This window comes from Staphylococcus sp. 231237_7MaSpsaltlick, from assembly GCF_043107035.1.
Window position 1 is genome coordinate 1 of the sequence record NZ_JBICNX010000039.1, and the last position, 18232, is coordinate 18232.

Sequence of the window (18232 nt, forward strand, 5' to 3'; positions counted from 1 at the left end):
CGACTTGCCGATTTGGTATTACCTAATTTAGTTGTTGCCATCTTCATCACTTCGGTTCTTTTTAGGCGCAACTTTATCTCTTAGAATAAGTGTTCCAAAAAACAAAACTGAATAAATAAGTGCCCCAATTTCATTAATATCAATAACCCATATCAAACATATGTAGACAAAAAAGATTAATGCTGCTATCACATTAAAAACAACTCTTAATTTAGTTTTTGCCATATTTCATCCAACCTTTCACGTACTGCATTGATATTATGTTCTAAACCCTCATAATTTGGTGCATCATGTTGATGTTGATTGCAATATTTAGCAATCTGATTCACATTTGCCCCTAATTTACTTAAATCTTTGGCAATCGATTGTCGCGTCTCTTTATCAAATTTGGGCGCTACCAATCGACTCCCATGTGCCTTTTTCTTAACGAAATTCGGCACACTCATATTCAAAGTTTCGGCTGATGACCTTAACTTTTCATATTCGGATTCGCTCACTCTGAAACTAATTTGTTTTGGCTCTTTGCGGTTGGGTTTACGGTTTTCCCCAACAGACAAATCGCTAGCCAAATTATTATCATGTTCGCTCATTTAATCCCACCACGTTTCTACGAAATATATGACTTTCTATATTTGCAGATTATAGGATAATCAACAAAATTTCAAGTAATAACGTGGTTTGGCAAGCGTCGTATATTCTAGCCACTTCGTTCTGAATATACCGGCTTGATGGGGATATCCCCATTCCCCTTATGTATTTTTGTTTGCACAAAAAGAGTGGCTAATTGCTAGCCACTCATAGTTCGAGACCTAATTCAAAATCAAAACCTATGCAACCAAAAATGGTGGTTGCTATACGTTCATAAATTTTATGATCACTTACGTGTATAAAATTTAATTCACTTCCAAAATCTAAATTCACGCTGCCAAAAATCAATCTGCTTTTGCAATTGTTTTTCGTTTGCTTTTAAAGTCAATTTCATTAAATCAGTTAAATCAATTGGAGATATTTCTTTAATTAATTTTTTATATTTATTCTTAGTACGTCTTTCTAATTTTCCCCATTCTTCTTCGTCATTCAACAACATAAAAACCATTGCTCTATCAGAAGTACGTTCGATAGTTTTCCAATCTGGTTGTAATATATGTAAATCATTAAAACAATCGTTCCAATAATCAACCATATCCCTTTTTAATTCAATTTCTACACGCCATAAATGTTCTGAAATAACTTCAATATCTGCATTATCCTTACGTTCCTGTTTTTTATTATAAATTCTAATAAATCTATCACTGTCACGAACACCAAAATATTTCGTTTCTGGTTTACCGTTACGACCATAAAAAATAGTTTTCTTAACTGATTTATCAGTCATTGCATAATAATCACTTAAATCATCTTCAAAATCAAAAGCTAAGTCTAATCTTGTAAAACCATCATCTTCCATGTAGTCGATAATATTTTGTTTTAACCAAAGAATTTCTTCATGCGTAAGTTTATTCGGATTAAATTCAACACGCATATTACGTCTGTCCCACGTATCTGCTTTTACTTTGTCATATTCAATATAAACTTTTTCTTGTAGAGCTTTAGCTTTAAATTTGGTCTGCAGTATATCCCAAAGTCTAATTTGTGGCTCAATGCTCATAAATTCAGACAGTTTGTGAGCATTGTCTTTATTAAGATTTCCAACAATTGTCATAGCGTCAAAACTTAATTTTGGTTCGGGGGTGTACATAGTATGTCGGTTTAACCGGCTATTAGAGTAGCCGGTTTTAGAAAAATTTAAATTTTCATGTTCTGCACTATGATTTGAAAAGGGTTCTTGCTCTTTTTTACTCATAAAAAATCGACTCCTTAATTTACTTTAAGAAGTCGCTCACCCAAATATATATCTTGAAGAATAAACTAATATCGTTTAATATCTAGATATACAAAAATTGCAAAACACATATCACATGTTTTTTAATTGGATGAGTCGCTATCACAAACTTTGGACGGGGAGTGAGCGACTTCGTTTATTTTTAATTGTTATTAATATAACACTATCAAAAGACTTGGTCTAATTAGATCAAGTCTTTTTTAGAGCCAAAACTTGAAACATAATCAAAATTAAGTTACCACTTTGAAAATATCAATCTCGAAAAAAATCGCTAATTTTAATAAATTATCTCCATCAGGTTTCGATTTTCCATTTTCCCAGTTATGTATTGTCTGAATAGTAACATTTAATTTCTCTGCAAGATTCTTTTGAGTCATTCGTTTTTTCTTTCTACTAGACAATAAAACATCTTCAAATTTCATAATGATTCTCCTGTTTTCTGAATCTAAGTTAAAAAGATTTTTAATTTATTTCGCAACACTATTAATTTAACATAAATTAATATCAAAAAAAGGAGAATCATCATGAAATTAAACTTTAAAAAGAAATCTATTGTTTTAATTGCTAGTGCTGTATTATTCGCACCTATAGCTTCTGATTTGTCTAACCCAACTAATAATAATAATAATGTTATACATGCAGCCACTAAAACAAAATATAAACTAGCAAGTGTAAAAAGCAAAAATGTAAGTGTAAAGCAACAAAAGAAAAAAGATAAAGATAAAGCCATAGCAGATGGCATACTCGCTCTAGGAGTTGGTGAAATTCCAGGATTAGTAGGTAAAACAGGAAGTGTTCTTCTAGGTGTTGCAGGTGTTAAAGGTGCTATAAATCAAATCGATAAAAAGTATGTTCCAATTACTGTTAAAAAGTATCACTATGTACCAGTTAAAAAAACAAAAAATACAGGAAAAATTATGAGTGGATACAATGAAGGATATTATATTTACAAAATTTTTAACCAAAAAACTAAAAAACAAATTGGAAAAGGTAAAAAGATATACATTCAAAGAGCATAAAAAAGAAAGGTAGAATAATTATCTACCTTTCTTTTTTTTAAAATATAAATCTATAACACTATATCCAACAATACCCACTATTAGCATAATTGCTCCATATAAAAACATATCTTTGAACATAAAAGTACAAAATAATATAACAGAAAATATAAACCATATGAATCTTATAAAAGCCTTATTAAAATGCATTTTCAAAACCTCTCTAAATATATATATATATCATAAACTATGATACTATTCCTCATAAATCGTATTATCATTATACCATTTTGACAAATATCTTATTGCATTATTCCAATTCCTCTATTTGCCGACGATGCTGCGCTCCTTAATAATCCTAAAGCTGTCCATCGGTCGATTTAATAGCTGACGCTATTGACCGCTGGCGCTTTAAGTCTAATTAAGGGCTCTCATCGACAAATAGATTTTCTCGGCATAAATGCGTGTTCTATTTTTTAATCTTCATAATCTGAGTTTTTCTTTTTATCTCTACGATTCATCGGATCTTTAATAAATGTATATATAAAATCTAAAATATTAGCAATTATTTTTAATATATATTCCATGAAAACACTCCTTTTCCAAACTTCATCACAATACATTTTCTTTAATCATGGAACCTTGCTCTAATCCATTCATATAAACCAATGAATAGCCCTATAGCCAACACATAAGGTAAACCATAAGCAATATACCAAACAAATGTCATAAAGCCTTCAGATGCTTTTAATTTGCTTGCTATGGCATTCTGCAATGTATCAACATGCAAGAAACTCATAAAATCACTACCCATTGTCATAATTAAAGCAAATAACATAAAGACTAACAACATAGCCCCAATACCTGTAAATAACTGTTTTTGCCTTTTTTGATAGTGTTCATGTGATGCTCTCACTTTACGTAACATTTCTTCATTTTCATCTTGAACTTTACGAATATCTTGTCGTAATTCTGCTTGAATATCTTCTGTATTTACTTTTTTTAAATTATCTTGAAGTAATCTTACGAAATCATTATGTGTTTTTATGCTATTATCTCGAAAGTCCTTCGTCGTCTCTTTCAATTTTGATGTGATTGCTTCTTGTTCTTTCTCTCTCGTTTTCTGACTCTCTTGTATCTCTGCCAAATACTTTACTATTAGCTTGTTTTGTCTTTTGAGTTCGTTCAATTCTTCGTTTTTCAAGTTGTTTTGTGTGCTGCTCGACTGCGTCCCAGTTGACCTTGAATCCGTCTGCATATTCGGGTTCTCTTTGTTGTTCTTGATGTCTTTCATGCTCATAGTCAATCGCCCCTTTTTCATAATCTGCACCAAGCGTTCTTCCACGCACCCATTTATTTGCATTTTCAGGCTTATATGAGATTGTTTCGCCACGAAGCTTAACTTCTACCCCTTTTCCTTCTAAATACTCTGAAAACGTCTCTAAATTGCTTGTATGTGCTTTTGCATTTTCAATCAATTCACGTAATTCATCTTTCCAAGAATATTCTTCTCTATCAAACACAATGCCCTTTTCTGCTTGCGTGTATCTCATTTTGGCAGTGCCACGCTCTGTCACACTCAAACCATGTTCACGACAGACATTGTCATTTTCTTTTTTGACTAAATCACGTTGTTTTTTATTACTTTGATATTTCTTTCCAGTTTCTAGATTAACTGAATTAATCACAATATGATTATGATAATGGTCTTTATCTGTATGCGTATAAACAGCTACTTGATGATTAGGTGCTATTTTTTCTGCAAGTTCTAAGCCAAGTTGATTACATTGTTCAGGTGTTACTTCGCCAGGTTTAAAAGACTGAATAATCGTATGTGCTTGAATTCCATCTTCTTTGCCATACAAGGCTCTTGTTTGTTTAAAAGCCGATTTCGCATAATCTACATCACAATTCAAACCACTTTTTTCTTCTGCACGTTTCTCTGCGTAATTGATTGCTCGACTTGCCGATTTGGTATTACCTAATTTAGTTGTTGCCATCTTCATCACTTCGGTTCTTTTTAGGCGCAACTTTATCTCTTAGAATAAGTGTTCCAAAAAACAAAACTGAATAAATAAGTGCCCCAATTTCATTAATATCAATAACCCATATCAAACATATGTAGACAAAAAAGATTAATGCTGCTATCACATTAAAAACAACTCTTAATTTAGTTTTTGCCATATTTCATCCAACCTTTCACGTACAGCGTTAATGTTATGTTCTAATCCTTCATAATTCGGTGCATCATGTTGATGTTGATTGCAATATTTAGCAATCTGATTCACATTTGCGCCTAACTTACTTAAATCTTTGGCAATCGATTGTCGCGTCTCTTTATCAAATTTGGGCGCTACCAATCGACTCCCATGTGCCTTTTTCTTAACGAAATTCGGCACACTCATATTCAAAGTTTCAGCCGATGACCTCAACTTTTCATATTCGGATTCGCTCACTCTGAAACTAATTTGTTTCGGCTCTTTGCGGTTGGGTTTACGGTTTTCCCCAACAGACAAATCGCTAGCCAAATTATTATCACGTTCACTCATTTAATCCCACCACGTTTCTACGAAATATATTACTTTTTATATTTGTAGATTATAGGATAATCAACAAAATTTCAAGTAATAATGTGGTTTGGCAAGCGTCGTATATTCTAGCCACTTCGTTCTGAATATACCGGCTTGATGGGGATATTCCCATACCCTTTATGTTTTTGCTAACGCAAAAAATGAGTGGCTAGAATTTTGCCACTCATAGTTCAAAACCAAATTCAAAATACTAGCAACCAAAAATGTGGTTGCTAATCAAAGAATGGAATTGATAAAAGTATAAGAGAATGTTTAAATTATAATGAAACTAGGCTAAGTAGCAAGCAACATTATATGAAAAGACATTATTGGGAGAGAATATTATGATATACACAGTAGCTTCAACATTACCACCAGACCATGGGGGTCGAACTAAATCTTTATTAAAAAGAATTGATTTTTTAAATGACGAATTTGATTTTGATCAAACAATCTTGACGACAAATTATAATCCAAATTATACAACTGTTTACAAAGATTTTTATAACAAAGGGATATTGAAAGAAAATATAATGGTTATAAATATTTATGACTGGTTATCTAATTTTAGATTACTTACAGGTTCTTATTATTCTTCAAATACGTATATAAATATACAGCCACAAGAACTTAAAATATCAAATTTTATTGCAAAAGAAGATTTAGATAAAAATTGCGTTAGATATTATGATAAGGATACAGAAAGATATTATTTATATAGAAAATTCTATCCTAATTCAAAAGTTGTTAAATTTGAAGATTACTTTACTCCTGGAGTAAAGCATAAAGTTGAACGCTGGGAATATAATGAATATGGGTATCTACATAAAATAACTAATTATTCAAGAAAATTAAATAAAAAATTAGCCGAATTTTATTATGACTTAGAAAAAAATATGTATTGTAAAAAATATTTTGAAGAAACAAATGATAATAAGTTAAACTCAATCTTCATTTACGATAATGATATATTAATTGAAAGTTTTAGTAATGAAAAAGAAATGTTTATATACTTTTTCGACTTTTATTTTAGGGATCAAGATATTATTTTTAATGATGCAAGATTATTAGATAAATCGTTAATAAATTCTACAAAAAATATAAAACCTATATTAGTTTTTCATAGTTCTCATTTAGAAGGAGATTCAATCAAGAGTTCATATAAACTTGCTCTTAACAATTCAGATAAAATAGCTAAATACTATGTTCTGACCAACCAACAAAAAGAAGATATACAAAATGATTTAAATATACCTGATGAAAAATTTGTAGTTATACCACATTTTATAAAAACATCAAGCAATTCTACTAATGAAATAAAAGATCAATTTGTATTTGTTGGACGATTTAGTGAAGAAAAGCAGATTTCTCATATAATCGAAAGTTATAAACTTTATATAGATAATGGAGGATCGACTAAATTAGTATTGTATGGTGGTATTAAGGGAGAAGAACGTACAAAAATAGAAAAGCTTATTAAACAATATAACTTACAAAATGAAGTTACTATTCACCCTTTTACAAATGATCCACTTCAAGTTTTTAGAGAATCTAAAGCTTCTCTTTTAACAAGTAAGTTTGAAGGGTTTGCATTAAGCGTTATGGAAAGTATAAATGAAGGTTGTCCTGTAATTGCATATGATATTAAATATGGTCCAAGAGAAATTATAGTAAATGGAGAAAACGGTTATTTAATTGAACCTAATAACATTGAAGAATTTTCTAAGGCTATGATTTCAATCATTGAAAATCCCTTAGAAAATATTAAGACAAAAGACGAAATAACTTATCAAGCTGCAATTAATAATTTTAATTCTTTAATCAAGGATGTTAGTTTATAATTCGAAAAAGTCAATAAATTAATGTGAAATGCTAAGTGATGTATAATCTTTACAAAATCACTACCTATAATAGTTAATTATGTTAAGAAAAATAAGAGTATTCAGATACTGTTTGTGCAGTATTTGAATACTCTTATTAATTTTAAAACAACACTTTTTTAATTTAAATACTATTGTCGACTTCTTCTGAAATTTTAAATCCTTGTCCTTCTATTATTTCTAAATCTTTTCTCAAATCTTTTTCTGTATAGTTAATAGTCATACTAAATTCATTTTTCAATTTCTTAGCCATTGGTTTTAAAGAAGCATAATTTAGCCCCCCAGAAACAGCGCCACCTACAATAGGTATTGCTTTTGAAAAACCTTTAGCAAAAGTATCTTTAGTAAGTTTTACTCCAAAAGTTTTTAATACTTTCTTTAGAATAGGATAATATATAGTTTTAGTTAGTGTTTTTTTTGGTATAGACGTTAAGGCTTGTTTAGAAGCATGTTTAGATAGAATTCTGATTGTAGAACCAGCTGCAGTTACACCTAACATCACACCTAAAAATATAATTAATTCATTTTTAGATTCTTCTGTTAATTCATTATTATCATCAAATAAATCATTATGTCCGTATATATATGAAATTTCTTGAGCTAATTTTAATGCAAATCCATAGAATTGTGCCATATCTGCAGGTATAGTAGCTCCCATTGCTAACCCACCTGGCAAACCAGATGCAAACGATATACTTGTAGATTTAAGAACTGCTGAATTAATTGTTCTATCCGCTACTTTATCTAATTCTTTTTTTGAATATAAAGCTGTTGGGCCTTCCTCTATTAATTTACGTATGTCTTTTTTATTTTTAGAAAAAGCTTTTACTAAAAATTCATCTCTATCTACTTTTACAAAAGGTAATTTAATTGCTGTTTCAATAGCTTGCAATGCTTTACTTTCTTCATCACTATGTTCTTGTTCAAAAGCATAATTAGTTTCATTTTCCATTTTATTTCTCCTTTAGATATAAAAATTGTTAAACTTATTATATACTACCTTTTAACTAAATTATACTATTAATCTATTTTTTAAAGTGATGGAAGAAGGGATAAAATATGAGAAGATTAGAAAAATATGAAATTCGTTTTAAGGATAAAGTTTATTCTGGAAAAATAGCAAATTTTCTTGGTAAAAGGCTCTTTTACAATAAAATTCATAAAAAGAAAGAAATGTTTGATAATATTTCGGTAGTTAGAAAAATTCATTAATAGTTAATTATTTAGTGCTTATAGGAGAGAGAAATAAAGTTAAAATGTATATTACATACAAACCTACTACCTATAATACTTTATTATGTAAACCAAATAAAAGGCCCTAAACACTGTTAAATCAGTGTTTAGGGCCTTAAACTGTATTTATCCAATATACGAAATTTATACATTGCCTACACTATACGTTTTCAAACGTTTTCATAAATGTTGATTTTGTATGTTTATTCAACTCATAAACTATCTTTTTAAAATCAAATCTATTATCAATAAAAATAACTATTCCCAATTTTTTAATAAAGGTCATTTAATCACCCTATTTATCTCGAATTTACTGGTTTTTACTGGTAGTTATCGAGTGGATTTTTATTGCAATATAAAAATTTTTAATTATCTAAATAATGTAAAGTAATTATATTCATTATTCCTACAAAATCATTATTTTCAATTTCATGATTTTCGTTAAACCCTTTATTTATTACTTCTCTAACATTTGAAAATTCGTAAATGGAAATATCTCCTAAATGTTCAATGTCTTTCTGTATTATATTAGCTTTAGCTTTTAGTAAAACTTCTTGATATTCATAATCAATAATCTGAGTATTATTATTGGGATGTGCTTTATATAAATGTTGCGTTGGAGTAAGGCAAATTAGGTTTTCAACATATCCAGATATTTCAGGGTGGCTATGTTGTGGGAAAATATGGTGAACTTGTGTTGCTTCTCCTTGACTATATGCATCACTAACTTCTGAAGTTCCATTTCTGTAGGATATATTATGTTTTTTTAGTTGCTTTTTAGCTTTTTCTGATTGGTATCTATAAAATTGAATATTTATTTGGTAACCTTTTTGTTCAATCCACTCTTTGCGGGTTATATTTTTAGGTTTATTAGATACTAAATCTCTAAAATTTTCTTGATTATACATCAATGATGAATAAGTAATAATATTTTTGGAAATTCTACCTCTAGAAGTACCAAGTTTTTTAAACTTATATGCTAGTGGATTGATAACTTTACTAAATATTCGACGAACTTCTAATGGCTTATTAATATTAGTATTTTCAATGATATAATTTTCAAATTTTTCTTTTAAATTTAAATAAGCTTCTTGAGTTTGTACTTCAAAGAAGTTTGAAAAAGAATCCCATATTTTGCTATCTTTTAAAACTTTTTTTATGTATATAAATAAAAATTCAACGGTGTTTTTTTCTTTCCAAGAAATATACTGCAACATGTCTAAATCATTAACAGTGTAAAAATTTCTATTTCCTTTTTTTTCTTTTTTTAACACGTTACTACTAGCTAATAATTCTATTGGTTGTGAAAAAAATTTATCATATTCATTCACTGATTTTTCATGGTCTGTACCGGGTTTGCTAAAAATTTCTTCTACATTTTCTTTTGTATAATCACATTTCCAGATATCTGTAACTGAAAATACTATGTCATCTTCATTTTCATATAAATAATTTAGAATACAATCAGAAACGATACAAACTACGTCTGGTGTACATTTTTGGTCTATCCATCTTCCATTATTACTAATTCTTAAATCGTAATTATTTTTTTCGAAAAAATGTATAAGATTTTTATTACTAATCAATTTATTTCCCCCTTGTAAATACCAAAATATTGAACGCTATTTTTATCAATATTCAAACTTCTAGTACTATAATTTCTTGCAATAGCGTAAAATTCAGTAAATGTATCACTGTTTATAAAGTCTAAATTACTTTGTGTAATAACTTTATTTGTTTTGTTAATTAAAATAGCGAGAGAACCGTTCACAATACAATTATATGGTTTCTTTATTATTCTAGGATAATAAGTCATATTAGGAACTAAGAATACATCACTATTATATCGAAATTGGGATATTGATAATTTGGATAATTGCTTCTCATTTATAAAAGAATCATAGCCTTTGATATTAATAATTCTTGTTCCATCTCTAGAAATATTTTGGCTTTTTAAAACTCTTATTCCATTTTCACCGTTTAATAGCTTTGTTGTAATCTCTCTATCTCTAAACACATCAAATATATCGAATTCCATTTTTTGTGCTATTTCATCAAAAAAATCATTACGATAAATTAACCAATTAGGAAAGTTTTTATCTATCATTTTTTTTTGTTCAAGATTAATTGAAAAATCCTTTGTTATAGAAATAGATTCTGTTTTGTTTGGATAATGTACCGTATTAATAAGTATTGCAATTGTTTCTATTAAGACCCCTTTAAATCCTTTCTCACCAAAATCAATAATACAATCAATTGCATAATTTTCACATCTTTCTCGAGCTAGAGAGAAATCGTTGTTACTTAAGAAATATTTAGGCATGACCATCATAATATTATCTGCATTCTCAATAGATTTTTGTAAAAAAAGGCTGGATAAATTTGTTGAAATATGATCATCAAATTCTTTTGCTAATATTTTCCAATCCTTAACTTTACTTTTTTTTAAAAAAGGAGGATTCCCAATTATAAGATCATATCTACAGTTGATATTAGTTTTCAAAAAATCGTTGACTATAAATCGAATTTGAACATTATCTGGAATATGGCGATAAGTATTAAGCAATTTTAAGATGTTTATGCTGTTTTGATCTATGTCTATAACATCTATTATTATTTTTTTTTTGTTTTTATACTTTCTAATTATAATATCTAAAAAGTTTCCAATTCCGACTGACGGTTCTAAAATGTAAATGGTGCTTTTATTAATCTCAGGAAGTTTTTTATAAATCATTTCTGTAGTTTCCCAATCTGTATAGTAAGCAGCTGTGTCCATTCTATTTACATTACTCAGTTCTGAAATTGTTGATAAGTCGTTCAGCCCTAAATTTTCTGGGTTTTCTGTGATAAACTTTTTAAGTAAAGTACTAGAGTACAAATTGTAATTGTTCATTAGTGTTTTCAGTTTTCTTACTGTTTTGTTCAATTTTTTCTTCCTTTACTATATTTTTTATATTAGAAGCAATTTTTTGAAGTATGATTGTAGGAATTGCTTCCCCTATACTTTGTCTAATATTAATTTCATGCTTTTTTAAATAGTCTTTTTTCTGTATAAGTGGGAGTTTATTTAATTCATCTAATGTATAATTTTTGCTCCATTGAAACTCTTTAGGAATATTCATCATTAACATCAATTCTCTTATGCTAAAAACTCTATCGTCTTCAGGATGCACAGTGTTTTGACTAGATATAATATCATTGCGCGTATGGACACAAGGAGCTACTTTATCCCATGATTGTCTCTTGTATTTATCTCCATTTTTATTAACATTTAAAATTATTTCTCCATTAACAATTTTATGAGGTTTCAAACTTATTTCTTTATTATCAAAAGCCGACTGTCCTTCAGTTAAATTTTCAATCCACTGTCTCATATATTCTTTATATGGTTTAAAATTATGATAAATATCATTGTCGCTCATTTCTCCCATCTTTGAGAGATGTGGTAAGAATCCAATGACTTCACGCAGGGTTTTTGGCTTCTCTTTACTAGGTAGTAATTCATTTATTATAGTGCTATTATATCTATCTTTTCTTGTACCAATTACTAAGGTTCTAGTTCTACTACTATTAGCTCCATAGTCTTTAAAATTAATAATAAATTCTTTATAAGAATAATCTGTACTTAACCAATCTGAAAATGCATTTCTTATTTTCTTTTCATTATTATGATCGATGCAATTTGTATTCATAAAACTTCTGACATTTTCAGCTATAAAAAACACAGGCTTAACTTCTTTAATAATTTCTAATGCTTCTATCACTAAAGAATTTTTTTCTATAGTCCCATCATTTTTTTTATGGTTTGCTACAGACATACCTTGGCATGGCGCAGTGAAAATTAACGCATCTATATCTTCTACTTTCTCTTGTTCTTTATAATATTTTATTGCTTCATATAATTCTTCTTTTTTTTCTTGTTTTGATATATCTCCTAATATATAGCCGTTATCATATTTAACTTTATTGTTAGCTTTCTGAACTTCTAATCTTCTTTTTACTAATTCAGAAGATGCAACACAATCGAAACCTTCTTCTTTAAATCCAAAGCAACCTACACCTGCTGAACTGAATAAACTAATATAGTTCATATATATCCTCCATATTTTTCAAAGTTGAGTTATTTATCTATTTTATCTTATTGGGACTATGTAAATATAGCTATAGGTTTACATAACCAGTTTCATTTTTTTCCAAATAGTTTTTTCCAGAATCCTTTTCCTTGGATATCAGTATTTTGAAACTTTTTACGTTGATGTTGTGAATTATTTTTTTGTTCAGATTCTTCAACCTGACTATAATTTTTTATTTCCTCGTTGTAATCATAATAATTTAATGCAATTTTTAATTCACTTTTCAATTCATCTTTTTCTTTTTTATCACTTATAGTTAATTGTTGTTGTTGATCTATTAATTTCGTTAAATCTTTAATTAGCTCATCTTTTATTGTAATTTGTTTAACTAATAGTTCATTTTCTTTTTCTAAATTTTCAAGCAATGTTTCACTTGGAATTTCATCAAAGTTCTTACTTTTATTTTCTGAAAAGAATTCATCTTTACTTTCAACACTTTTAAAATGTTTGATTTTATTAACTAATGTTTCATCTAAGTATCTTGTCTTATTTTTCCAAATTATACTATTACTTTCGTTAAGTTCTTTTATCCAAGAAGTTAATGTTTGTTTAGTTATTTTTAATTCTTCAGATACTTCTTTAAAAGTTTTCATTTTATCACCTTTTTATCGTGATTTTACTCTAATTTATTACTATAAAATGAAATTTACCAGTAAATTATTGTTTTTATTTACTTTGTATTTACCGATATTTATTGGTACTTGTTAAGAATACATTACTGATTCTTCTTAATTTTTTGTAAAAAAGCTTGACGTTCTTCTTCTGTAAACTCAGATGTTTGAGATTTGATTTGCTGATATTTATTGTTTTTTAACCATTGTGGCGTCATTTCCCGACTTATACTTTGTTTCTTTTTACTGTCACTTGTTATTTTAGGCTGTCGTTTCGAGTGAATACGTTTTTCAGGCGTAAAAATGAACTCTAACAATTCAATTTTACGCCCTTTCTTAGCTTTGATTTTATTAATCGTAAGATCTTTAAATATAAATCCTAGTTCCTTAATTATTGGTTTTAAAACATATTTGTCTATTTCACTCATTCTGTAGCTTTTGGGTATATCTAAACGTTCTCTAAAGTCATCAATTTGCACCCTCAAATACCCTGTATGCTTATATTGTTTAAGTAGTCTAAACATATTTTTAGCGTATGTTGATTTTAAATGTGTCATTTCTTGTAATTCGAATTTAGTGAAATCAGCTGTAATTGAATTGAGTATATGCTTTAAGTCAGGGTTTATACTTATAGATAAATATTGATCTTCCGTATCCACTTTGTATGAGGTGAATAGAACAAATTTTTCAAAAGATTTCCCGTTACGTTCTGTATAAGTTAGATGTAACATTTTATCGTATACATGTTCTAAGTCTCTAATAAAACGTTCTTGTGAACGTGAATAATAATTACTAAGGTGTTTAAGTTCATCAAAAGGGATTTCTAATTTACGTGTATCTTGTTCTTTAAGTTTATTACATAGAGTGAAAAATAAGTCTACTTCTGTACTTGTAAACTTTCTTAAAGGAACTAAATTCATTTCATTTCTGTACACAACAGTCTCTCCAGACACTTTATAGTCACTCCCAAATTCTATTAAATTAATGATTAAGGGTAGTTATATATTCGAAACTACCCTTAATCATTAATTTATAAATAACTTAACACATTTATTTATAGTATTACAACAGTAAAGGGTAGTTTTTGTAAAAAACTACCCTTTACTGTTACAAAAACTACCCTTTACTGTTACAAAAACTACCCTTTACTGTTACAAAAACTACCCTTTACTGTTACAAAAACTACCCTTTAACAAGATATAATCTTTCTCGCAGTAAGAATCAACTAGTCTCTAAAAAGGGTTTAAAAAGTTATTAAAAATATTATATAAAGTTCAAAGCAAAATGATTTTAATTTTCTTTTGATAATTTATATTGCTTATAGGCGTAATAAATTATTAATGATTGTACTATCAATTGTGCAAATGATAATCCTATACGAATTACTTTTCTTATTTTTCTCAACGCACAATAAATTTTCTCGGCATAAATGCGTGGTCTAATCATGAAATCTTGCTCTAATCCATTCATACAAGCCAATAAATAGTCCTATAGCCAATATATAAGGCAAACCATAAGCAATATACCAAACGAATGTCATAAAGCCCTCAGACGCTCTTATTTTACTTACTATGGCCTTCTGTAATATATCTACATGCAAGAAACTCATAAAATCACTGCCTATGGTCATAATTAAAGCAAATAACATAAAGACTAATAACATAGCCCCAATACCTGTAAATAATTGCTTTTGTCTTTTTTTATAGTGTTCATGTGACGCTCTTACTTCTTGCAACATACGGTCATTTTCTTCTCGTACTCTGTAAATATCTCTGCCTAATATATCTTTTAATTCTTCTGTATCAACTTGTTTTAATTTTTCTTGAAGTACATCTACAAAATCATTACGAATCTTTAAGCTTTTATCTCGAAATTCCTTCGTTGCCTCTTTCAATTCGGACGTTGTTTCCTTGTGTTCTTTCTCTCTGATTTTCTGATTCTCTTGTATCTCTGCTAGATATTTTACGATTAGCTTGTTTTGTCTCTTGAGCTCGTTCAACTCTTCGTTGTTTAAGTTGCTCTGTGTGTTGCTCGACTGCGTCCCAGTTGACCTTAAATCCGTCTGCATATTCGGATTCTCTTTGTTGTTCTTGATGTCTTTCATGCTCATAGTCAATCGCCCCTTTTTCATAATCTGAACCTAGCGTTCGTCCACGCACCCATTTATTTGCATTTTCAGGCTTATATGAGATTGTTTCGCCACGAAGCTTAACTTCTACCCCTTTTTCTTCTAAATGCTCTGAAAACGTCTCTAAATTGCTTGTATGTGCTTTTGCATTTTCAATCAATTCACGTAATTCATCTTTCCAAGAATATTCTTCTTTATCAAAAACAATAGCTTTTTCTGCCTGAGTGTAGCGAATTTGTGCCTGTCTGTTTGGAATTGATAGATTATGTGAAATACATATTTCATCATTTGCTCTTTTAACTAATTCACGTTGTTTTTTATTACTTTGATATTTCTTTCCAGTTTCTAGATCAACTGAATTAATCACAATATGATTATGATAATGGTCTTTATCTGTATGCGTATAAACAGCTACTTGATGGTTAGGTGCTATTTTTTCTGCCAGTTCTAAGCCAAGTTGATTACATTGTTCAGGTGTTACTTCGCCAGGTTTAAAAGACTGAATAACCGTATGTGCTTGAATTCCATCTTCTTTGCCATACAAAGCTCTTGTTTGTTTGAAAGCCGATTTTGCATAATCTACATCACAATTTAAACCACTTTTTTCTTCTGCACGTTTCTCTGCGTAATTGATTGCCCGACTTGCCGATTTGGTATTACCTAATTTAGTTGTTGCCATCTTCATCACTTCGGTTCTTTTTAGGCGCAACTTTATCTCTTAGAATAAGTGTTCCAAAAAACAAAACTGAATAAATAAGTGCCCCAATTTCATTAATATCAATAACCCATATCAAACATATGTAGACAAAAAAGATTAATGCTGCTATCACATTAAAAACAACTCTTAATTTAGTTTTTGCCATATTTCATCCAACCTTTCACGTACTGCATTGATATTATGTTCTAAACCCTCATAATTTGGTGCGTCATGTTGATGTTGATTGCAATATTTAGCAATTTGATTCACGTTTGCGCCTAACTTACTTAAATCTTTGGCAATCGATTGTCGCGTCTCTTTATCAAATTTGGGCGCTACCAATCGACTCCCATGTGCCTTTTTCTTAACGAAATTTGGCACACTCATATTCAAAGTTTCAGCCGATGCCCTTAACTTTTCATATTCGGATTCGCTCACTCTGAAACTAATTTGTTTCGGCTCTTTGCGGTTGGGTTTACGGTTTTCCCCAACAGACAAATCGCTAGCCAAATTATTATCACGTTCACTCATTTAATCCCACCACGTTTCTTCGAAATATATTACTTTCTATATTTGTAGATTATAGGATAATCAACAAAATTTCAAGTAATAATGTGGTTTGGCAAGCGTCGTATATTCTAGCCACTTCGTTCTGAATATACCGGCTTGATGGGATTAATCCCATACCCTTTATGTTTTTGCTTACGCAAAAAATGAGTGGCAAAATGCTAGCCACTCATAGTTCAAAACCATAAAACCATGCAACCAAAAATGTGGTTGCTATACGTTCATAAATTTTATGATCACTTGCGTATATAAAATTTAATTCACTAAGTTCAAAGTCAAAATCAATCTGGATATTCTGTATGAATTTTTAATCCATAAATCTCATACAGAATATCACTAGTATAAACATTTATTTCTTGAATTAGCATTTTAATATTAAAATCATTATCTTCAATATCTTTCTCTAAATCTTTTAACTCAAATGAATGTTTCTCTATACTTTCAATAAATTTTGATAAGCGTTCTTTTGTTTCTTGTTCCATAAAATCGTCTCCCCTAACCAAAAATTCAAATGCTTCTGTAACTGATTTTCATTTTCCTTTAAGGTCAATTTCATTAATTCAGTTAAATCAATTGGCGATATATTTTGCATTAGTTTACGCATTTTGTATTTTCTTCTACGTTCTAATTTTCCCCACTCATTCTCATCAAACAACAACGCCATAATTGTGTGGCGTTCTGTAGCTTTTTCGATTGTTGTATAATCAGGTTTCAATATATGCAAATCGTCAAAACACCCATTCCACATATCAACCATATTTCGTTTTAGTTCAATTTCTACACGCCATAAATGTTCAGACATAACATCAACATCTGCATTGTCTTTACGCTCTTTTTTCTTGTTATAAATTCTGATAAATCTATCACTATCACGAGAACCAAAGTACTTTGTTTCTGCAATGCCACTTGTTCCGTAAAAAACGGTTTTTTTCAACGCTTTATCTGACATAGCATAGTAATCGCTCAAATCATCTTCAAAATCAAAAGCTAAATCTAATCTCGTAAAACCGTCATCTTCCATGTAGTCGATAATATTTTGTTTTAACCAAATCATTTCTTCATGTGAAAGTTTATTTGGATTAAATTCGACACGCATATTACGTCTATCCCAAGTATCTGCTTTTACTTTGTCATATTCGATATAAACTTTTTCTTGTAATGCTTTAGCTTTAAATTTTGTTTGAAGCATATCCCAAAGTCGTATTTGTGGTTCTAGACTCATAAATTCAGATAGCTTTTTAGCATTGTTTTTGTTCAAATTCCCAACGATTGTCATCGCATCAAAACTTAATTTTGGGTGGGGGGTGTCATCAATATGTACACCTAACCGGCTATTAGAGTAGCCGGTTTTAGAAAAAATTTAATTTTCATGTTCTGTGCTTTGATTTGAAAAGATTTCTTGCTCTTTTTTACTCATAAAAAATCGACTCCTTAATTTAATTTAAGAAGTCGCTCACCCGAATATATATCTTGAAGAATAAACTAATATCGTTTAATATCTAGATATACAAATTAAGAACAAAAACATCAACT

23 protein-coding genes are annotated in these 18232 nt (G+C 29.2%); 3 read left to right on the plus strand and 20 right to left on the minus strand.

Annotated elements, in window-relative coordinates; genetic code table 11:
* Nucleotides 1–27: 27 nt before the first annotated feature.
* The 4 genes from ACF91D_RS28195 to ACF91D_RS28210 all read right to left on the minus strand — a co-directional run bounded on the left by ACF91D_RS28195 (nucleotide 28) and on the right by ACF91D_RS28210 (nucleotide 2304).
* The gene (locus tag ACF91D_RS28195) at nucleotides 28–225 is read right to left on the minus strand and encodes a hypothetical protein (RefSeq protein ID WP_046467897.1); all 198 of its coding nucleotides are present in this window, start codon (nucleotides 223–225) and stop codon (nucleotides 28–30) included.
* Nucleotides 207–590, minus strand: coding sequence for a plasmid mobilization protein (locus ACF91D_RS28200; protein WP_210139434.1), 384 nt, complete (start codon nucleotides 588–590; stop codon nucleotides 207–209). Before ACF91D_RS28200 ends, ACF91D_RS28195 begins: the two co-directional genes overlap by 19 nt.
* 308 nt (nucleotides 591–898) lie before the next feature.
* A complete protein-coding gene (locus ACF91D_RS28205; RefSeq protein WP_392438124.1) occupies nucleotides 899–1843 on the minus strand; it encodes a replication initiation factor domain-containing protein in 945 nt (314 codons plus the stop codon).
* A gap of 269 nt (nucleotides 1844–2112) precedes the next feature.
* On the minus strand, nucleotides 2113–2304 hold the full coding sequence (locus ACF91D_RS28210; RefSeq protein WP_392438127.1) for a helix-turn-helix domain-containing protein: 192 nt from the start codon (nucleotides 2302–2304) through the stop codon (nucleotides 2113–2115).
* A gap of 102 nt (nucleotides 2305–2406) precedes the next feature.
* Here ACF91D_RS28210 and ACF91D_RS28215 point away from each other — a divergent pair, with 102 nt between their 5' ends.
* Nucleotides 2407–2901, plus strand: a complete 495-nt coding sequence (locus ACF91D_RS28215; RefSeq protein ID WP_392438129.1) for a hypothetical protein — start codon at nucleotides 2407–2409, stop codon at nucleotides 2899–2901.
* Between the two features lie 607 nt (nucleotides 2902–3508).
* On the opposite strand, the gene ACF91D_RS28220 is transcribed toward ACF91D_RS28215, so the two are convergent.
* The 4 genes from ACF91D_RS28220 to ACF91D_RS28235 are packed head-to-tail and all read right to left on the minus strand — an operon-like array spanning nucleotide 3509 to nucleotide 5429.
* Nucleotides 3509–3964: a DUF334 domain-containing protein gene (locus tag ACF91D_RS28220; RefSeq protein WP_392438148.1), complete on the minus strand. Its 456-nt coding sequence runs from the start codon at nucleotides 3962–3964 to the stop codon at nucleotides 3509–3511.
* Nucleotides 3933–4880: a relaxase/mobilization nuclease domain-containing protein gene (locus tag ACF91D_RS28225; protein WP_392438131.1), complete on the minus strand. Its 948-nt coding sequence runs from the start codon at nucleotides 4878–4880 to the stop codon at nucleotides 3933–3935. Before ACF91D_RS28225 ends, ACF91D_RS28220 begins: the two co-directional genes overlap by 32 nt.
* A complete protein-coding gene (locus ACF91D_RS28230; protein WP_046467897.1) occupies nucleotides 4867–5064 on the minus strand; it encodes a hypothetical protein in 198 nt (65 codons plus the stop codon). Before ACF91D_RS28230 ends, ACF91D_RS28225 begins: the two co-directional genes overlap by 14 nt.
* The gene (locus ACF91D_RS28235; RefSeq protein WP_392438133.1) at nucleotides 5046–5429 is read right to left on the minus strand and encodes a plasmid mobilization protein; all 384 of its coding nucleotides are present in this window, start codon (nucleotides 5427–5429) and stop codon (nucleotides 5046–5048) included. Before ACF91D_RS28235 ends, ACF91D_RS28230 begins: the two co-directional genes overlap by 19 nt.
* A gap of 365 nt (nucleotides 5430–5794) precedes the next feature.
* On the opposite strand from ACF91D_RS28235, the gene ACF91D_RS28240 reads away from it, so the two are divergent.
* Nucleotides 5795–7291, plus strand: a complete 1497-nt coding sequence (locus tag ACF91D_RS28240; RefSeq protein WP_392438134.1) for a glycosyltransferase — start codon at nucleotides 5795–5797, stop codon at nucleotides 7289–7291.
* A gap of 163 nt (nucleotides 7292–7454) precedes the next feature.
* Here the strand turns inward: ACF91D_RS28240 and ACF91D_RS28245 are convergent, their stop codons facing one another.
* Nucleotides 7455–8282, minus strand: a complete 828-nt coding sequence (locus ACF91D_RS28245) for a bacteriochlorophyll 4-vinyl reductase (protein ID WP_392438135.1) — start codon at nucleotides 8280–8282, stop codon at nucleotides 7455–7457.
* 107 nt (nucleotides 8283–8389) lie between these two features.
* On the opposite strand from ACF91D_RS28245, the gene ACF91D_RS28250 reads away from it, so the two are divergent.
* Nucleotides 8390–8542 (plus strand): hypothetical protein, encoded by a 153-nt coding sequence (locus tag ACF91D_RS28250; RefSeq protein ID WP_210133834.1) that lies wholly within the window; start codon nucleotides 8390–8392, stop codon nucleotides 8540–8542.
* Between the two features lie 386 nt (nucleotides 8543–8928).
* Here ACF91D_RS28250 and ACF91D_RS28255 read toward each other — a convergent pair whose 3' ends face one another.
* The 11 genes from ACF91D_RS28255 to ACF91D_RS28305 form a co-directional block, all read right to left on the minus strand.
* Entirely contained in the window at nucleotides 8929–10149 is a 1221-nt protein-coding gene (locus ACF91D_RS28255; protein WP_392438137.1) for a hypothetical protein, read from the minus strand.
* On the minus strand, nucleotides 10146–11489 hold the full coding sequence (locus ACF91D_RS28260) for an Eco57I restriction-modification methylase domain-containing protein (protein WP_392438138.1): 1344 nt from the start codon (nucleotides 11487–11489) through the stop codon (nucleotides 10146–10148). The genes ACF91D_RS28255 and ACF91D_RS28260 overlap by 4 nt, the downstream gene beginning before the upstream one ends.
* Nucleotides 11431–12654 carry a DNA cytosine methyltransferase gene (locus ACF91D_RS28265; RefSeq protein ID WP_392438139.1) on the minus strand — a complete coding sequence of 408 codons (1224 nt, stop codon included), beginning with the start codon at nucleotides 12652–12654 and terminating at the stop codon, nucleotides 11431–11433. Before ACF91D_RS28265 ends, ACF91D_RS28260 begins: the two co-directional genes overlap by 59 nt.
* Nucleotides 12655–12746: 92 nt before the next feature.
* Nucleotides 12747–13289 (minus strand): DUF536 domain-containing protein, encoded by a 543-nt coding sequence (locus ACF91D_RS28270; RefSeq protein ID WP_392438140.1) that lies wholly within the window; start codon nucleotides 13287–13289, stop codon nucleotides 12747–12749.
* Between the two features lie 122 nt (nucleotides 13290–13411).
* Complete coding sequence (locus ACF91D_RS28275) at nucleotides 13412–14260, minus strand: replication initiation protein (RefSeq protein WP_392438141.1); 849 nt, start codon at nucleotides 14258–14260, stop codon at nucleotides 13412–13414.
* Between the two features lie 485 nt (nucleotides 14261–14745).
* Nucleotides 14746–15201: a DUF334 domain-containing protein gene (locus ACF91D_RS28280; protein ID WP_392438143.1), complete on the minus strand. Its 456-nt coding sequence runs from the start codon at nucleotides 15199–15201 to the stop codon at nucleotides 14746–14748.
* Nucleotides 15170–16114 carry a relaxase/mobilization nuclease domain-containing protein gene (locus ACF91D_RS28285; RefSeq protein WP_194378065.1) on the minus strand — a complete coding sequence of 315 codons (945 nt, stop codon included), beginning with the start codon at nucleotides 16112–16114 and terminating at the stop codon, nucleotides 15170–15172. The genes ACF91D_RS28280 and ACF91D_RS28285 overlap by 32 nt, the downstream gene beginning before the upstream one ends.
* On the minus strand, nucleotides 16101–16298 hold the full coding sequence (locus tag ACF91D_RS28290) for a hypothetical protein (protein ID WP_046467897.1): 198 nt from the start codon (nucleotides 16296–16298) through the stop codon (nucleotides 16101–16103). Before ACF91D_RS28290 ends, ACF91D_RS28285 begins: the two co-directional genes overlap by 14 nt.
* A complete protein-coding gene (locus tag ACF91D_RS28295) occupies nucleotides 16280–16663 on the minus strand; it encodes a plasmid mobilization protein (protein WP_107360390.1) in 384 nt (127 codons plus the stop codon). Before ACF91D_RS28295 ends, ACF91D_RS28290 begins: the two co-directional genes overlap by 19 nt.
* Before the next feature lie 317 nt (nucleotides 16664–16980).
* On the minus strand, nucleotides 16981–17181 hold the full coding sequence (locus ACF91D_RS28300) for a hypothetical protein (RefSeq protein ID WP_107360396.1): 201 nt from the start codon (nucleotides 17179–17181) through the stop codon (nucleotides 16981–16983).
* Complete coding sequence (locus tag ACF91D_RS28305; RefSeq protein WP_392438146.1) at nucleotides 17133–17975, minus strand: replication initiation factor domain-containing protein; 843 nt, start codon at nucleotides 17973–17975, stop codon at nucleotides 17133–17135. The genes ACF91D_RS28300 and ACF91D_RS28305 overlap by 49 nt, the downstream gene beginning before the upstream one ends.
* Nucleotides 17976–18232 lie beyond the last annotated feature (257 nt).

Bases quoted from the DNA above. Each gene is read 5' to 3' on its own strand.
- ACF91D_RS28200 (WP_210139434.1), bottom strand. From the start codon at position 590: ATGAGCGAACATGATAATAATTTGGCTAGCGATTTGTCTGTTGGGGAA.
- ACF91D_RS28265 (WP_392438139.1), bottom strand. From the start codon at position 12,654: ATGAACTATATTAGTTTATTCAGTTCAGCAGGTGTAGGTTGCTTTGGA.
- ACF91D_RS28230 (WP_046467897.1), bottom strand. From the start codon at position 5,064: ATGGCAAAAACTAAATTAAGAGTTGTTTTTAATGTGATAGCAGCATTA.
- ACF91D_RS28210 (WP_392438127.1), bottom strand. From the start codon at position 2,304: ATGAAATTTGAAGATGTTTTATTGTCTAGTAGAAAGAAAAAACGAATG.
- ACF91D_RS28245 (WP_392438135.1), bottom strand. From the start codon at position 8,282: ATGGAAAATGAAACTAATTATGCTTTTGAACAAGAACATAGTGATGAA.
- ACF91D_RS28205 (WP_392438124.1), bottom strand. From the start codon at position 1,843: ATGAGTAAAAAAGAGCAAGAACCCTTTTCAAATCATAGTGCAGAACAT.
- ACF91D_RS28295 (WP_107360390.1), bottom strand. From the start codon at position 16,663: ATGAGTGAACGTGATAATAATTTGGCTAGCGATTTGTCTGTTGGGGAA.
- ACF91D_RS28285 (WP_194378065.1), bottom strand. From the start codon at position 16,114: ATGGCAACAACTAAATTAGGTAATACCAAATCGGCAAGTCGGGCAATC.
- ACF91D_RS28225 (WP_392438131.1), bottom strand. From the start codon at position 4,880: ATGGCAACAACTAAATTAGGTAATACCAAATCGGCAAGTCGAGCAATC.
- ACF91D_RS28215 (WP_392438129.1), top strand. From the start codon at position 2,407: ATGAAATTAAACTTTAAAAAGAAATCTATTGTTTTAATTGCTAGTGCT.
- ACF91D_RS28270 (WP_392438140.1), bottom strand. From the start codon at position 13,289: ATGAAAACTTTTAAAGAAGTATCTGAAGAATTAAAAATAACTAAACAA.
- ACF91D_RS28305 (WP_392438146.1), bottom strand. From the start codon at position 17,975: ATGACAATCGTTGGGAATTTGAACAAAAACAATGCTAAAAAGCTATCT.
- ACF91D_RS28300 (WP_107360396.1), bottom strand. From the start codon at position 17,181: ATGGAACAAGAAACAAAAGAACGCTTATCAAAATTTATTGAAAGTATA.
- ACF91D_RS28250 (WP_210133834.1), top strand. From the start codon at position 8,390: ATGAGAAGATTAGAAAAATATGAAATTCGTTTTAAGGATAAAGTTTAT.
- ACF91D_RS28235 (WP_392438133.1), bottom strand. From the start codon at position 5,429: ATGAGTGAACGTGATAATAATTTGGCTAGCGATTTGTCTGTTGGGGAA.
- ACF91D_RS28195 (WP_046467897.1), bottom strand. From the start codon at position 225: ATGGCAAAAACTAAATTAAGAGTTGTTTTTAATGTGATAGCAGCATTA.
- ACF91D_RS28290 (WP_046467897.1), bottom strand. From the start codon at position 16,298: ATGGCAAAAACTAAATTAAGAGTTGTTTTTAATGTGATAGCAGCATTA.
- ACF91D_RS28240 (WP_392438134.1), top strand. From the start codon at position 5,795: ATGATATACACAGTAGCTTCAACATTACCACCAGACCATGGGGGTCGA.